The organism is Phyllobacterium sp. RCAM01083 (genome assembly GCF_055685835.1).
The window spans coordinates 1,363,740-1,378,915 of sequence record NZ_JBVFZN010000005.1; the positions used below are offsets into that span (position 1 = coordinate 1,363,740).

Here is a 15,176-nt window from a genome sequence, read left to right on the forward strand (position 1 = left end):
CATGAGCGTCATTCGCAAAGCGGCAGCCGTCGGCGGCGGCGTCATCGGTGCGGGCTGGGTTGCCCGTCTCATTCTCAACGGCATCGACGTATCAATCTTCGATCCGGACCCGGAAGCGGAACGCAAGGTCAGCGAGGTGATGAAGAATTCACGCCGCGCCTACAAGACCATGGTGCCCGGCGGCCTGCCACAAGAGGGTAAGCTGACCTTCGCCAAGTCAATCGCCGAGGCTGTTGCCGGTGCCAATTTCATCCAGGAAAGCGTGCCGGAACGCCTCGACCTCAAGCACAAGGTGCTGGCGGAGATCGACAAGCATGCGGCCGTCGATGCCATCATCGGCTCGTCCACCTCAGGCATCCTGCCGTCGGACATGCAGACATCGATGAAGCATCCCGAACGCCTCGTTGTCGGCCACCCCTACAATCCGGTCTATCTCCTGCCGCTGGTTGAAATCGTCGGCGGCAAGCTGACCTCACCAGAAGCCATCGAGACAGCGCGGGAACTCTATGCTTCCATCGGCATGAAGCCGGTGGTTATCCGCAAGGAAATCGAAGCCTTTGTCGGCGACCGCCTTCTCGAGGCCGTCTGGCGTGAAGCGCTGTGGCTGATCAAGGACGACATCACCACCGTCGAGGAACTCGACGACATCATGCGCTATTCCTTCGGCATCCGCTGGGCGCAGATGGGCATGTTCCAGGTCTATCGCGTGGCGGGCGGCGAAGCCGGCATGCGCCACTTCATGGCCCAGTTCGGTCCCTGCCTGTCCTGGCCGTGGACCAAGCTGATGGATGTGCCTGAGCTCACCGATGAACTCGTCGACAAGATCGCCGCACAGTCCGATGAACAGGCGCATGGCCTGTCCATCCGCGAACTGGAACGCATCCGCGACGATAACCTCGTCGCGATCATGGATGCCCTCTCCCGCCAGAACAAGGGCAAGGGCTGGGGTGCCGGTGCACTCTACAAGGATTACACCAAGCAGTTGTCGAAACTGGCAAAGAAGCCTGCGGTCTCCAAGGCGGCTGAAAAGGCCAAATCCACCAAACCCAAGAAGAAGGCTTAAATCATGGATTTCGGTCTTTCGGAGGAGCAAAGGCTGATTGTCGAGACGACGCGGGCCTTTGTCGAAAACGAGCTCTATCCGCATGAGGCGGAAGTGGAGCGTACGGGTGTCCTGCGCAAGGAGCTTGCGGACGAACTCAAACAGAAGGCGATTGCAGCCGGTCTTTATGCGGCGAATATGCCGGAATCCGTTGGCGGTGCCGGTCTCGATACCGTGACATGGCTGCTCTACGAAAAGGAGCTTGGCCGCGCCAATTATGCGCTGCACTGGTCCTGTGTCGGCCGTCCGTCCAACATCCTGCTCGCCGGTACCGACGCGCAGAAGGAAAAATACCTCTATCCCTGCATTCGCGGCGAAAAGTCCGATTGCCTCGCCATGACGGAACCGGGCGCCGGTTCCGACCTGCGCGGCATGAAGGCGACGGCCGTCGAAAAGGGCGGTGACTGGGTCGTCAACGGCACCAAGCATTTCATCAGCCATGCGCTGGAAGCGGATTTCGTCATCCTCTTCGTGGCGTCCGGCGAAGAAGACACGCCGCGCGGCAAGAAGAAGAAAATCACCGCCTTCTTCGTCGATAAGGGCCATCCCGGCATGACGATCCGCGAGGGGTATCGCAACGTCTCGCACCGGGGCTATACCAATGCCATCGTCGAATTCGACGATTGCCGCCTGCCCGCCGATGCCATTCTTGGCGAAGTGCACAAAGGTTTCGAGGTCGCCAACACATGGCTCGGCGCGACGCGTCTGCAGGTCGCGGCCACCTGTCTCGGCCGCGCCGAACGGGCGCTTGGCCATGCCATCGAATATGCCGCACAGCGCGAACAGTTCGGCCAGCAGATCGGCAAGTTCCAGGGCGTCTCGTTCAAACTCGCCGACATGGCAACGGAGCTGAAGGCCGCCGATCTCCTGACCTTCGAGGCGGGCTGGAAGTTCGATCAGGGCACCGTCACCGATCAGGACATGGCCATGGCCAAGCTGAAGGCCACGGAAATGCTCGCCTTCGTCGCCGACGAGGCGATCCAGATTCATGGTGGCATGGGGCTGATGGACGACCTGCCGCTTGAGCGGATCTGGCGCGATGCACGCGTCGAGCGCATCTGGGAAGGCACATCCGAAATCCAGCGGCATATCATCTCGCGCGCCCTGCTTCGCCCGCACGGAGCGTAAGTTATTATGCGGTCAGGTTTTACCCCCCTCTGGGCTGCCGCCCATCTCCCCCACAAGGGGGGAGATCAGCCTGCATTGCCGTTTCTGCGAAATTTGAAACGTTTCCCGTTGTGCGAAAGCATTCATGCCAATGTGATCTCCCCCCTTGTGGGGGAGATGTCCGGCAGGACAGAGGGGGGTGTCTGACATATGCGCGCACTCGACCGTCTGCTCCGTCCTAAAACCATCGCTGTCTTCGGCGGCCTTCAGGCTGCCGAAGTCATCAAGCAATCGCAGAAAATGGGGTTCTCCGGCGAGATATGGCCGGTCCACCCCAAGCATGACGAAGTGCTTGGCCTCAAGGCCTACCGCTCCGTTGCCGATCTGCCCGGCAGTCCCGATGCCGCCTTTGTCGGCGTCAACCGCTTTCTGACCCTCGATATCGTCCGCCAATTGCGCGAACGCGGCGCGGGTGTTGCCGTCTGCTACGCTTCGGGGTTTCTCGAAGCGGGCGCCGACGACGCGGATGGTGCACGCCTGCAGGATGAACTGATCGCGGCGGCCGGCGACATGCCCATCATCGGGCCGAACTGCTATGGCCTGATCAATTACTGCGATGGCGCTCTGCTCTGGCCGGACCAGCATGGCGGGCGCAGGCTCGCCGCCGATGAGCGCGGTGTCGCCATCATCACCCAATCCTCCAACATCGCCATCAACATGACGATGCAGACGCGCGGATTGCCGATTGCCCATGTCATGACGGCAGGCAACCAGGCACAGACCGGCCTGCCCGACATGGCCATTGCCCTGCTCGAGGATGAACGGGTCACGGCGCTGGGCCTGCACATCGAGGCGTTTCAGTCGGCGGCGAAATTCGAAGCCTTGGCAAAACGGGCGCGGGAACTGAACAAGCCCATCGTTGCCATGAAGGTCGGACGCTCCGCCCAGGCGCGCGCCGCCACGGTGTCGCACACGGCCTCGCTGGCCGGATCGGATGCGGCGTCGGATGCATTCCTGCAACGGCTCGGCATTGCCCGCGTCAATTCCATCGCCTCGTTCCTTGAAACGCTGAAACTGCTGCATGTGCACGGGCCGCTCGATGGCGATACGCTGTGTTCCATGAGCTGTTCCGGCGGCGAAGCCTCCGTCATGGCCGACAGCGCCGAGGGGCGGAGCATCCACTTTCCACCGCTCACGCCGGAACATCGCGCCAAGGTCAAATCCACGCTGGGGCCGCTGGTCGCCGTCGCCAACCCGCTGGATTACCATACGTTCATCTGGAACAACGAACCGGCGCTGACCGAGACTTTCACGGCCATGGTATCCGGCGGTTTTGCCCTGAGCTGTCTCGTGCTCGATTTTCCGCGCAAGGACCGCTGTTCCGATGTCGACTGGTGGTCGACGGTGCGCGGCCTCGAATCGGCCCTCAAAACCAACAGGGCCAAGGGCGCCATCGTCGCCTCGCTGCCGGAAAACATCCCGGAGGAATACATGGCCGGGCTGATGGCGCAGGGCATTGCGCCGCTCTGCGGCATCACCGAGGCATTCGACGCAGCCGAGGCCGCCGCCTTCATCGGCAAGGCATGGAAGACACCCCTTGCCCAGCCGGTCGTCTCCCCGGAAATCCGTGACACGGACGAACAGGCGCCCGACGAAGCCGCCGCAAAGGCTCTTCTGGCAAAGCACGGCCTGCCCGTACCCTTGGGCTGGCGCTGCCAGACGGTCGACGCCGCGATTGCGGCTGCGGAGGACCTGACGTTCCCGGTTGCGCTCAAGGCGCTCGGCGTTGCGCACAAATCCGAGCACAATGCCGTGCGGCTCAATCTGCGCGATGCGGACGCCGTGCGCGCGGCGGCAACCGACCTGATTGCCATCGGCAGCGGCCTCTATGTCGAGCGCATGGTGACCGACGCCGTTGCGGAACTGATCGTCGGCATTGTCGATGATCCGCAGTTCGGGCCGCTGATGACCCTCGGGACCGGCGGCGTGCTGGTGGAACTGCTGCAGGACAGTGTCACGCTGCTGCTGCCCTCCAGCCGTGCGCAGATCGAAGCCGCCCTTCGCTCCCTGCGCATGTTTCCGCTGCTCGACGGTTATCGCGGCAAGCCGAAGGCTGATCTGGACGCGGCGCTGGATGCCATCCTTGGCATTGCCGGATTTGCGGTCAAGAATGCCGGCCGGATCGTTGAACTCGATATCAATCCGCTGCTTGTATGCCGCAGCGGCCAGGGCGCATGGATCGCCGATGCATTGTTGATCACCAGGGGAGAGCTGCATGAATGATGTTGTCAGGACGCGCCGCGAGGGCGGCATTCTCGAAGTCACGCTGGACCGTCCGAAGGCCAATGCCATCGACCTGAAGACCAGCCGCCTGCTCGGTGAAACGTTTCAAAAGTTCCGCGACGATCCCGAGCTTCGGGTCGCGATTGTGCAGACCGAAGGCGACAAGTTTTTTTGCGCGGGCTGGGACCTCAAGGCCGCTGCAGGCGGCGATGCGGTGGATGGCGATTACGGCGTCGGCGGCTTTGGCGGACTGCAGGAACTGCGCGACTTCAACAAACCTGTCATCGCCGCGGTCAACGGCATGGCGGTGGGCGGCGGGTTCGAACTCGCCCTCTCCTGCGATCTCATCTACGCATCCGATCATTCGAGCTTTGCCCTGCCGGAAATCCGCGCGGGCACGCTGGCCGACGCCGCCACAGTGAAACTGCCCAAGCGCATTCCCTACCACGTCGCCATGGACCTGCTTCTGACCGGCCGCTGGATGGATGTCGCCGAGGCGCATCGCTGGGGGCTCGTCAACGAGGTCCTGCCCAAGGACAAGCTGATGGAACGGGTGTGGGAGATCGCCCGACTCCTGGAAAGCGGCCCGCCGCTGGTGTTCGCCGCCATCAAGGAAGTGGCGCGCGAAGCGGAAGACATGAGCTTCCAGGATGCCATGAACTGGATCACCAAGCGCAAATTCCGTACGGTTGACATGCTTTATGCTTCGGAAGACGGTCAGGAAGGGTTCAAAGCCTTTGCCGAAAAACGCGATCCCGTATGGAAGGGCAGATGAGCACGGATTATTCAGTCCTGATCGACGCGGAAACCTGGGCCTTCATCGAACGGACGAACAGCTTTTATCCGCCCGATGCCGTCGACTATACCGTCGCGCAGCAGCGCGACGTCTACAACACCATGTGCAAGGCCTTCTTTGCCGGCTACCCCGCCGGCGTCTCGGCAATGGATCGTTTCATCGAGGCCGATGGCCGCACGATTCCGGTGCGCCTCTACGACAAGGCAGGCAGCAATCCGGAAGCGGTGTGCCTCTACTTCCACGGCGGCGGTTTTGTCGTCGGCGGTCTCGACAGCCATGATGATGTCTGCGCCGAGATTTGCGAGGCCACCGGCTTTCACGTCATCGCGGTCGACTATCGCCTTGCGCCGGAACATGCGCATCCCGCCTCCTTCGAGGATTGCCTTGCGGCATTCGAACACGTGGCGGCAACATCCAGCCTGCCGATTGTCCTGTGCGGTGACAGCGCCGGCGGCAATCTCGTGGCAGCCGTGTCACACCATGTGCGCCATAGCGATCGCGCGCCGATCGGCCAGGTCATGGTCTATCCGGGACTGGGCGGCGCGCAGGACCAGGGGTCTTACCTCACCCATGCGGAAGCACCGATGCTGACGACGCGCGACACCGCCTATTATGCGAAAATCCGAAGCGGCGGCCGCGACTGGTCGACCGACCCGCGCTTTGCCCCGCTGGCCGATACGGATTTTTCTAATCTGCCCGATACCGTCGTGATCTCGGCCAAATGCGATCCGCTTTCCGACGATGGCAGGCAGTATTGTCAGCGCATCTCTGCCGCGGGCGGCAAGGCGATCTGGAACAATGAGCCCGGCCTCGTGCACGGCTATCTGCGTGCCCGCCACAGTGTTACGCGCGCGCGCTCCAGTTTCCGCCGCATCTGCACCGCCGTGCATCTGCTGGGTCAGGGGCGCTGGCCAGGCCAGCTTTAAACCCGATTTTGCAGTTTAGTGATGCAGATCAATTCCCGGCGCTTGCCATGCGCCGGTTCTTGACCGCACCTTCCAGCCAGCCCAGCTCCATTTCCGGAACCGATGACAGCAGCAGGTCGGTATAGGCATCGAAGGGCGGCTTCAGCACCTGCGTTTTCGGACCGTAGCGCACCACCTCGCCGCGATACATCACGGCGATGGCGTCGGCGATGGATTTCACCGTCGCAAGATCGTGGGTGATGAAGAGATAGGCGACATGTTCGTCCGCCTGCAGGTCGAGCAGCAGTTTCAGGATACCGTCGGCCACGAGCGGATCGAGCGCGCTGGTCACCTCGTCGCAGATGATCAGTTTCGGCTTGGCGGCGAGCGCCCGGGCGATACAGACACGCTGCTTCTGTCCGCCGGACAGTTCGGCGGGATAGCGGTCGGCAAAGCCTTTGCCCATCTCGATCTTGTCGAGCAGTTCGGCAATGCGTGCGTCGCGCTCCTTGCCGCGCATGCCGAAATAGAATTCGAGCGGACGGCCGATGATGGTCCCGATGGTCTGGCGCGGGTTCATCGCCACGTCGGCCATCTGGTAGATCATCTGCAACTCGCGCAAATCGTTGCGTGTGCGGTTGGCAAGGCGCGGCGAAAGCGTGCGCCCGTCAAAGGTAATCGTGCCTTCCATCGGCGGCAGCAGACCGGTGATGGCACGCGCCAGGGTGGATTTGCCGGAGCCGGATTCGCCGACAACCGCCAGTGTCTGGCCGGGATGCAGATCCACGGAGACGTTCTTCAATACCTTGACCAGCCCGCCGCCATAGGCCGCGGTGATGTTCTTCACCGACAGGATGGGTGTGCCGGCACTCGTCTTTTCCTGATGCGGGATGTGATGCACCGACACCAGCTGGCGCGTATAGTCCTCGCGCGGTTCCTTGATGATCTGGCGGGTATCGCCATATTCCACCATCTTGCCGTGGCGCAGCACCATGATGTCGTCGGCGACCTGCGCCACCACGGCCAGATCGTGCGTGATGTAGAGCGCGGCGACGTTGGTGTCGCGGATGGCATCCTTGATCGAGGCAAGCACATCGATCTGCGTGGTCACGTCGAGCGCCGTTGTCGGTTCGTCGAACACGATCAGATCCGGCTCGGAACACAGCGCCATGGCGGTCATGGCCCGCTGCAATTGCCCGCCCGAGACCTGATGCGGAAAGCGCTGCCCGAAGGTTTCAGGATTGGGCAGACCGAGCTTCTTGAACAGCCCGATGGCGCGTTTTTCCGCCTCGGCGCGCGTGGCGATCCTGTGCTGCAGCGCCGCTTCAACCACCTGGTCCATCAGCTTGCGCGCCGGATTGAAGGCAGCGGCGGCGGACTGCGCGACATAGCAGACCTCGCGCCCGCGGATTTGCCGCAGGATGGTCGCACCGCCTTTGAGAATGTCGCGGCCGTTGAGCAATACCTCGCCGCCGGTGATGCGCACGCCGCCGCGGCCAAATCCCATGCCGGACAGGCCGATGGTGGATTTGCCGGCACCGGATTCGCCGATCAGGCCGAGCACCTTGCCGCGTTCAACCTTTACCGAGACATTGTCGACGATCACCACATTGCGCGGCGCTTCGCCGGGCGGATAGCTGGTGGCCTCGATCCGCAGATTGCGAATGTCGAGAAGCAGGCCGGTCTTGTCCTTCGCAGGTGCTTTAGCCATTGCCGCGTCCTCCCTTCAGGCTGGTGGTCCGGTTGAGAATCCAGTCGGCGACGAGATTGACCGAGATGGCAAGGATCGCGATGGCGGCCGCCGGGATCAGCGCGGCCGGAATGCCGAAGACGATGCCTTCCTTGTTTTCCTTGACCATGCCGCCCCAGTCCGCATCCGGCGGCTGCACGCCGAGACCGAGGAAGGACAGCGCCGACAGGAACAGCACGGCAAAGATGAAACGCAGGCCGAGTTCGGCAACCAGCGGGGTCAGGGCGTTGGGCAGTATCTCGCGGAAAATGATCCAGATACGCCCCTCGCCGCGCAGCTTTGCCGCCTCGACGAAATCCATGACATTGATATCGACCGCCACGGCCCGCGCCAGCCGGTAGACGCGCGTGGCATCGAGCAGGCCCATGACGAGGATCAGCGTGGTGACATTGCCGGGCAGGACCGACAGCACCACAAGCGCGAAGATCAGCGTCGGGATCGCCATGATCAGATCGACGAAACGCGACATCAGCTGGTCGAACCAGCCGCCGATGACGGCGGCGGCGAAACCCAGCACCGAGCCGAGAATGAAGGACAGCGCCGTCGCCATGGCGGCGATGAAGATGGTGATGCGCGCGCCGTAGATCATACGGGAAAGCAGGTCGCGGCCGAGATTGTCCGTGCCGAGCCAGTATTTCGCCGACATGGGCTCCCACACATCGCCGACGGTTTCGCCGACGGAATAAGGCGCAACCCACGGCGCAAAGATGGCCGCGAACAGGAAGACCGCCGTGATGATCAGGCCGATCCAGGCGCTGATGGGGATGTTCTTAACATTCAGCATGGCGCGGCCTCACTTGGGATGTCTGAGGCGGGGATTGGAAACAATCGCCACGATATCAGCAATGATGTTGAGGGTGATGTAAACAGCCGCGAACACCAGTCCGCAGGCCTGCACGACCGGCACGTCACGCTTGGCCACGTGGTCGACCAGATACTGCCCCATGCCGGGATAGACGAAAATCACCTCCACCACGACGACACCGACGACAAGGAAGGCCAGGTTGAGCATCACCACATTGATGATCGGGGCAATGGCATTGGGGAACGCATGGCGGGCGATGATCTGGAACGGCGTCAGCCCCTTCAGCTCAGCCGTTTCGATATAGGCCGACTGCATGACGTTGAGAATGGCCGCCCGGGTCATGCGCATCATATGCGCGAGAACGACGAGGGTCAGCACCGTCACCGGCAGGGCGATGGCGCTCAGCCTTTCGCCAAGCGGCATGCCGTCATAGACGGTCGAGACGCTCGGAAACCATTGCAGGCGCACGGCGACGAAGTAGATCAGGAGATAACCGGTAAAGAACTCCGGCAACGACGTCGAGGCGAGGCCGAGGCCGGAGATGATCTTGTCCACCCAGCCGTTGCGGTAGCGCACGGCCAGCAAACCCAGTCCGATGGCGAGCGGAATGGAAACCACCGCCGCCCAGAAGGCGAGGAACAGCGTGTTCCACAACCTCCCCTTGAGCGACGATGCGATGTCCTGCCCACTGGAAAGCGCCGTGCCGAGATCACCGGTCAATATGCCGCCGAGCCAATGCAGGTAGCGGATATAGGCCGGATCGTTCAGCCCCATGTCACGCCGCAGGTTTTCCAATGCCTCCGGTGTGGCCGACTGGCCGAGAATGGATTGCGCCACGTCTCCCGGCAATATCTGGGTGCCTGCGAAAATCAGCACCGAGACGGCAAGGAGAAGGAGAAGGCCCATCGCAATGCGCTGGGCCACCAGTTTGAGGACAGGACCGCTCATTCGCCCCGGCCTTAGGCGTTCAGCCAGCAGCGGGACAAGGCATAGCCGCCACTCATTTCCTGATTGCCGTCCTTCACCCAGCCGCCAACCTTGGCGCTGGTGGCGTCGATGAAGTCGTTGAACATCGGCACGATGACACCGCCCTCGTCCCGCACCGTGACCGACATGTCACGGTACATCTGCTTGCGCTTGACGGGATCAAGTTCGGCGCGCGCTGCAATCAATGTCTTGTCGAACTTTTCATTGAAGAAGCGCGTGTCGTTCCAGTCGGCGGTGGACAGATAGGCGGTCGAATACATCTGGTCCTGGGTCGGACGGCCGCCCCAATAGGATGTCGAGAACGGCTGCTTGTTCCAGACTTCCGACCAGTAGCCGTCGCCCGGTTCACGCTTGACCTCGATCTTGATGCCGGCCTTGGCCGCGCTCTGCTGGTACAGCTGGGCCGCATCGATGGCGCCGGGGAAGGCAACATCGGAGGTGCGCAGCAGGATGGCGCCGTCATGGCCGGATTTCTTGAAGTGGAAAGCCGCCTTGTCGGGATCGTAGGCGCGCTGCTCGATATCGTCCGAGAACAGCGGATAGGCCTTGTTGATCGGAAAATCATTGCCGATGGTGCCATAGCCGCGCAGGATCTTCTGCACCATGTCTTCGCGGTTCATGGCGTATTTCAGCGCCAGACGCAGGTCATTGTTGTTGAACGGCGCCGTGTTGCAATGGGCGATGAAGACGTAGTGTCCCTTGCCTGCCGCGTTCTGGATGGTCACACCCGGCACGCGCTTGACCAGATCGACGATCTTCGGCTCGACGCGGTTGATCATGTGCACCTGGCCGGACTGCAGGGCAGCCGTGCGGGCGGTGGCATCGTTGATGACGATGATTTCGATCTGCGCCGCATGGCCGCGCTTGTCGCCATCCCAGTAATTGGCGAATTTTTCGCCGATGTGCCGTACGCCCGGCTCGTCCTTGACCACCTTGTACGGTCCGGTGCCGATACCGGCAGTGGGCTTGTCCTTGCCGCCGTTCGGCTGGATCATCAGATGGTAGTCATCCATCAGGAACGGCAGGTCGGCATTGGCTTCTTTCAATGTGAAAACAACGGTATCGCCGTCTTTCTTCACGCTTTCGATGCCCTTCATGACGCCAAGGGCGCCGGACTTCGAATTGGCGTCGGAGTGGCGCTCCATCGTGGCCACGACGTCATCGGCCGTCATGTCCTTGCCGTTGTGGAACTGCACGCCCTTGCGGATCTTGAAGGTCCAGACCTTGGCGTCGGGGGTTGATCCCCATTCGGTCGCCAGTTTTGGATTGAGCGTGCCGTCCGGCTGGATTTCGACAAGCTGCTCGCCCCACTGGCGGCCGAACTTGTACGGCACCTGGCTCTGCCATGTCGCGGGGTCCATGCTGTCGGTCGAGGCACCGCCCTGCATGCCGGCTTTCAGCGTGCCGCCCTTGACCGGGCCTTCGGCGAGAGCCGCACTGGACAGAAGTGAATTGGCAAAAACGGTGGTGACACCGAGGGCTGCTGCACGGCCGAGAAAGTCACGCCGCGACAGATGTCCGCGGGCGACCTTGCGGCTCAGATAATCGAGTTCTCTTGACATACCCATTCCCCTTTTGTTGCTTGGAACGCATGGCGTCCAAATTCGGTTTTTGTGAATTATGCGACTTGATACCCGTAAATTTCAACCGTTAACGTGACTGTCTAACGTTCTCCTCCAGCAATCAGATGTATTGACGCGCGATCGTCTCGGCGAAATTCCGCTCGAAAACCAGTTCGTCATTTTCGTAGGCTTCGATCCGGCCGGTCAGATGAAAATTGGCCTTGTCCGACCGCATCGTGGTGAACGTTTCCGTGCGGACGCGCCATTCGTCGCGGCCGGACAGTTCCGTCCAATGCGTCTCGCCATAGGCGGACAGCGGATCGTCCGCGTGGATTTCCCAGCGTTCGCGCGCCACGCTGCCGTGGACGAGCCCATGTTCCTTGTCCCGTGCCTCGCCAAAATCATCCTCGATCGACAGGATGATCCTGCCGCTGACCTGGTCATGTTCGATCCGGCGGCTGTTGGTGCCCTTGCGCAGGATGTCGAGCTGCCAGGGCGATGCGGCCTCGGGCTCGGGAAAGGTCCATTCATCCCCGGTGGCGAGATCGCGCGACGGCAGGTCGAGCGCGCCCGCATGCAGCGTCAGGCTGACCGCTTCCGGCGATGGCCAGACCATCGGCCAGTAGCTGGAGGAAACGGCGATGCGCAGCCGGTGCCCGGCGGGCACGCGATAGGCGATATCGTCGAGCTTGAAGCGGATTTTTACCGGTTCGCCCGGCGTGAGCGCTTGGGGTTTTTCATGGCTGTCGCGGTGGCACAGGTTGAACACGCCATAGGTGATGCGCGTTGAAGCACCATCGGGATGCACGTCGCACAGGCGCACGGCAACCATGGCAACGGGCTTGTCGCTGGACACGGTCAGGCTGATTTCCGGCGCGCCGACAATATCGACCGCTTTTTCCAGGATATCGCCGTCATAGCAGGCCGACAGCGCGTCATCGCGGCGCTGGTCGCCGGGAAGCTCCGGGCCGAGCCAGATGGCGCAATATTCGCCGCCCATCATGCCGCAATCCTGCGGCGAGGCGACGAGATGGGAAAACGCCCCGCCCCGTCTGGCGCTCAGGGACTTGTCGGCACCGAGCTGAAAGACCTCGTTGCCGATGGTCTTCGACGGCCATTGCGGCTCGGCAATCCAGTACCCCGGACGCTCCGTGTACCAGCTCTTCGGACGGACCGAATCCATGAGATAGCCGCGATAGGCCGGATCGTTCTCGACGCCCGTATCGATGTCCTTCAGCCAGCGGTCCCACCAGCGCAGTGCCTCCTGCAGGAAGCCGATGCGCGGTTCCGGCACGGCAAAATGCGGGTATTTGTGCACCCACGGGCCGACAATGCCTTTGACGGGCGCCTTTATGCCTTCCATCAGGCGCGGCACCGCGTTCTTGTAGGCATCACCCCAGCCGCCGACGGCCAGCGTGGCGGCCTTGATGGCGGAAAAATCCTCGCAGACCGAGCCGCGCTTCCAATAGGCGTCGCGCGTCTGGTGCGCCAGCCAGACGGCCGGCAGGAACGGTTCATGATCGAGCCGGTCCAGCCACATGCTGCGCCACTTGTCGCCGACCAGAGCCGGATCGGGCGTGCGGGAGGAATAGGCGAGCATGGTGGCGCCCCATCCCAGATTCTCGTTGAGCAGCAGCCCGCCCTTGTAATGGATATCGTCGGCATAGCGGTCGTCGGTGGAGCAGAGCGTGATGATGGCCTTCAGCGCTTCCGGCTGCAGCGCGGCCACCTGCAACGAATTGAACCCGCCCCAGGAAATGCCCATCATGCCGACCTTGCCTGTTGACCAGGGCTGCGCCGCGATCCATTCGATCACCGCGCAGGCATCGTTCAGCTCCTGAACCGAATATTCATCCTCCATCAGCCCTTCCGAATCGCCATTGCCGCGCATGTCGACGCGCAGGCAGGCATAACCATGCCCGGCGATGTAGGGATGGGTGAGATTATCGCGCGCCGTCGTGCCGTCGCGCTTGCGATAGGGCAGAAATTCGAGAATCGCGGGAACCGGATTTTCCATGGCGTCCTCGGGCATCCAGACCCGGGCCGACAGGCGGCAGCCATCGGGCAGGACAATGCCCAGATCGGCGGTTTCTTTCACTTGGTGCTGAAATGTTTTGACTGTCCGCATTATCATCTTTCGTCCTCACAGCGGAGCTGAAAACAGATAACGCACACCGGGCAGAACACCCGGTGAAAACATCAATCCCATTTTCTCGTCTTTTGCGAGGTGTTCCTTTTTATCCTACTATGCGCATCTGTCCGGCTAAGCGGACCAAACACTTGCGACATATGTGCGGTCATTTGCGTCACGATGAAAAAGTCTCATCCGAGCCTCGATGGTATGAGCTTTTCCAGCCGCCGGAACAGGAAAACGATGATGCCGGTGATGACGAGATACCCGGCCGCCAGCAGCAGAAGTGGCTCATAGGTGATGTAGGTATCCTGCCTGACGCGCGAGGCCACGGAATAAAGATCGACGACCGTAATCGTCGCCACCAGGGGCGTGGATTTCAGCTGCAGGACCGCCTCGCCCGCCAGTGTCGGCAGCGCGCGGTGAATGGCCTGCGGCAGCCAGATGCGGCGGAAAATCGTGAAGCGGCGCATGCCGAAGGCGCGCGCGGATTCGAGCTGTCCCTTGGGCACACCGGCGAAGGCGCCGCGCATGACTTCCCCCTCATAGCCCGCATAGGACAGGGACAGCGCGAGAACGGCATAGGGCCATGCCTGCCGCAGATAAGGCCAGAGTTCGGAACTGCGTATCCACGGATATTGCGGAAACAGCGAGCCCAGGCCGTAATAGAGCAGCCAGAGCTGCAGGAGCAGCGGCGTGCCGCGGATCACCGTGCAGAACACCCGCGCCGGCACCGCCACCACAGCGGGCCCGGCTGCCTGTGCCAGCCCAAGCGGAACCGCCAGCAGAAAACCGATGATCACGGTGACGACCAGTATCCAGATCGTCCGCCACAGGCCCTGCAGGATCAGATCGCCGTAATTGGGCAGCCAGTCCCAGCGCATGAAGACAATAGCCGAGGCCACAAGCGCGAGGCCGATGAGGATGAGAACGATGCGGTGCGGCGGCAGTGCGCGCGCCTGACCGCTCGTGTCGCTGTCCTTGTGGATCGGGAATGTCTCGATCGGGGTTTCCAGCGGCGTCTCGGTCATTACCGCGCCTCCTTGACGGAAGGCATGCCGCGCCGCGCCCATTGCTCGACCTTGGCAAGGATGACATTGGAAAACAGCGTGATGGCCAGGTAGAGGATGCCGGCGGCGATGAAGAACAGGAAATACGCCTTTGTCGTGCCCGCCGCCTGCCGGGTGACGAGCGTCAACTCGCTGAAACCGACGACTGCCAGCAGCGCCGTATCCTTGGTCGAGATCAGCCAGAGATTGGCAAGGCCCGGTAGCGCATGCGGCAGCATGGCCGGCAGGGTGATGCGGCGCATCATCAGAACAGGCGACATGCCATAGGCCCGCGCCGCCTCGATTTCCCCCTGCGGAATGGCCTTGATGGCACCGCGCAGCACCTCGGTTGCATAGGCGCCCTGCACGAAGCCGAGAACCACGATCCCCGCCACCAGTCCGCTGATGTCGACGCGCTGATAGCCGAGGCTTTCCAGCACCCGGTTGATCATGTCGGTACCGGCATAATAGAGCAAAAGGATCAGCACCAGTTCCGGCACGGCGCGGACGATGGTGGTGTAGATGGCCGCGATGTCGCGCACCAGCGGGCCGCCATAAAGCTTGCCATAGGCACCGACCGTGCCGATGAGCAATCCCATGCCAAAGGCACCGACGGCGATCTGCAGCGAATTCGCCAGACCGCGCAGGAGGTTGCCGCCCCAACCCGGCGGATTGGGCGACAGAAGGTCGAACATGCCG

General features: G+C 62.1%; 12 protein-coding genes. 5 read left to right on the top strand and 7 right to left on the bottom strand.

Translation table 11 applies throughout. From position 1 onward, the window contains the following. Nucleotide 1 precedes the first annotated feature (1 nt). The 5 genes from ACZ25R_RS13395 to ACZ25R_RS13415 all read left to right on the top strand — a co-directional run bounded on the left by ACZ25R_RS13395 (nt 2) and on the right by ACZ25R_RS13415 (nt 6,214). Entirely contained in the window at nt 2-1,063 is a 1,062-nt protein-coding gene (locus tag ACZ25R_RS13395) for a carnitine 3-dehydrogenase (protein ID WP_472461238.1), read from the top strand. Nucleotides 1,064-1,066: 3 nt separating this feature from the next. Next, a complete protein-coding gene (locus ACZ25R_RS13400; RefSeq protein WP_130269263.1) occupies nt 1,067-2,230 on the top strand; it encodes an acyl-CoA dehydrogenase family protein in 1,164 nt (387 codons plus the stop codon). Nucleotides 2,231-2,419: 189 nt separating this feature from the next. Next, a complete protein-coding gene (locus ACZ25R_RS13405) occupies nt 2,420-4,492 on the top strand; it encodes an acetate--CoA ligase family protein (protein WP_472461239.1) in 2,073 nt (690 codons plus the stop codon). Then, nucleotides 4,485-5,267, top strand: coding sequence for a carnitinyl-CoA dehydratase (locus tag ACZ25R_RS13410; RefSeq protein WP_223615064.1), 783 nt, complete (start codon nt 4,485-4,487; stop codon nt 5,265-5,267). The genes ACZ25R_RS13405 and ACZ25R_RS13410 overlap by 8 nt, the downstream gene beginning before the upstream one ends. Then, a complete protein-coding gene (locus ACZ25R_RS13415; protein ID WP_472461240.1) occupies nt 5,264-6,214 on the top strand; it encodes an alpha/beta hydrolase in 951 nt (316 codons plus the stop codon). The genes ACZ25R_RS13410 and ACZ25R_RS13415 overlap by 4 nt, the downstream gene beginning before the upstream one ends. A 28-nt stretch (nt 6,215-6,242) precedes the next feature. On the opposite strand, the gene ACZ25R_RS13420 is transcribed toward ACZ25R_RS13415, so the two are convergent. From ACZ25R_RS13420 to ACZ25R_RS13450, 7 genes are all read right to left on the bottom strand, one after another. After that, nucleotides 6,243-7,904 carry an ABC transporter ATP-binding protein gene (locus tag ACZ25R_RS13420; protein ID WP_472461241.1) on the bottom strand — a complete coding sequence of 554 codons (1,662 nt, stop codon included), beginning with the start codon at nt 7,902-7,904 and terminating at the stop codon, nt 6,243-6,245. Continuing rightward, complete coding sequence (locus ACZ25R_RS13425) at nt 7,897-8,727, bottom strand: ABC transporter permease (protein WP_288193685.1); 831 nt, start codon at nt 8,725-8,727, stop codon at nt 7,897-7,899. The genes ACZ25R_RS13420 and ACZ25R_RS13425 overlap by 8 nt, the downstream gene beginning before the upstream one ends. A gap of 9 nt (nt 8,728-8,736) precedes the next feature. Continuing rightward, nucleotides 8,737-9,696 (bottom strand): ABC transporter permease, encoded by a 960-nt coding sequence (locus ACZ25R_RS13430; RefSeq protein ID WP_223615068.1) that lies wholly within the window; start codon nt 9,694-9,696, stop codon nt 8,737-8,739. An 11-nt stretch (nt 9,697-9,707) separates the two neighbouring features. Then, entirely contained in the window at nt 9,708-11,297 is a 1,590-nt protein-coding gene (locus ACZ25R_RS13435; RefSeq protein WP_346307278.1) for an ABC transporter substrate-binding protein, read from the bottom strand. Nucleotides 11,298-11,418: 121 nt separating this feature from the next. Next, the gene (locus ACZ25R_RS13440) at nt 11,419-13,425 is read right to left on the bottom strand and encodes a CocE/NonD family hydrolase (protein ID WP_472461242.1); all 2,007 of its coding nucleotides are present in this window, start codon (nt 13,423-13,425) and stop codon (nt 11,419-11,421) included. Nucleotides 13,426-13,619: 194 nt separating this feature from the next. Next, a complete protein-coding gene (locus ACZ25R_RS13445; protein ID WP_346307276.1) occupies nt 13,620-14,459 on the bottom strand; it encodes an ABC transporter permease in 840 nt (279 codons plus the stop codon). Beyond that, the gene (locus tag ACZ25R_RS13450; RefSeq protein ID WP_223615218.1) at nt 14,459-15,172 is read right to left on the bottom strand and encodes an ABC transporter permease; all 714 of its coding nucleotides are present in this window, start codon (nt 15,170-15,172) and stop codon (nt 14,459-14,461) included. The genes ACZ25R_RS13445 and ACZ25R_RS13450 overlap by 1 nt, the downstream gene beginning before the upstream one ends. Between the last annotated feature and the right edge of the window lie 4 nt (nt 15,173-15,176).

Coding starts and splice junctions, on each gene's coding strand:
- ACZ25R_RS13395 (WP_472461238.1), top strand. CDS start 2: ATGAGCGTCATTCGCAAAGCGGCAGCCGTCGGCGGCGGCGTCATCGGT.
- ACZ25R_RS13400 (WP_130269263.1), top strand. CDS start 1,067: ATGGATTTCGGTCTTTCGGAGGAGCAAAGGCTGATTGTCGAGACGACG.
- ACZ25R_RS13405 (WP_472461239.1), top strand. CDS start 2,420: ATGCGCGCACTCGACCGTCTGCTCCGTCCTAAAACCATCGCTGTCTTC.
- ACZ25R_RS13410 (WP_223615064.1), top strand. CDS start 4,485: ATGAATGATGTTGTCAGGACGCGCCGCGAGGGCGGCATTCTCGAAGTC.
- ACZ25R_RS13415 (WP_472461240.1), top strand. CDS start 5,264: ATGAGCACGGATTATTCAGTCCTGATCGACGCGGAAACCTGGGCCTTC.
- ACZ25R_RS13420 (WP_472461241.1), bottom strand. CDS start 7,904: ATGGCTAAAGCACCTGCGAAGGACAAGACCGGCCTGCTTCTCGACATT.
- ACZ25R_RS13425 (WP_288193685.1), bottom strand. CDS start 8,727: ATGCTGAATGTTAAGAACATCCCCATCAGCGCCTGGATCGGCCTGATC.
- ACZ25R_RS13430 (WP_223615068.1), bottom strand. CDS start 9,696: ATGAGCGGTCCTGTCCTCAAACTGGTGGCCCAGCGCATTGCGATGGGC.
- ACZ25R_RS13435 (WP_346307278.1), bottom strand. CDS start 11,297: ATGTCAAGAGAACTCGATTATCTGAGCCGCAAGGTCGCCCGCGGACAT.
- ACZ25R_RS13440 (WP_472461242.1), bottom strand. CDS start 13,425: ATGCGGACAGTCAAAACATTTCAGCACCAAGTGAAAGAAACCGCCGAT.
- ACZ25R_RS13445 (WP_346307276.1), bottom strand. CDS start 14,459: ATGACCGAGACGCCGCTGGAAACCCCGATCGAGACATTCCCGATCCAC.
- ACZ25R_RS13450 (WP_223615218.1), bottom strand. CDS start 15,172: ATGTTCGACCTTCTGTCGCCCAATCCGCCGGGTTGGGGCGGCAACCTC.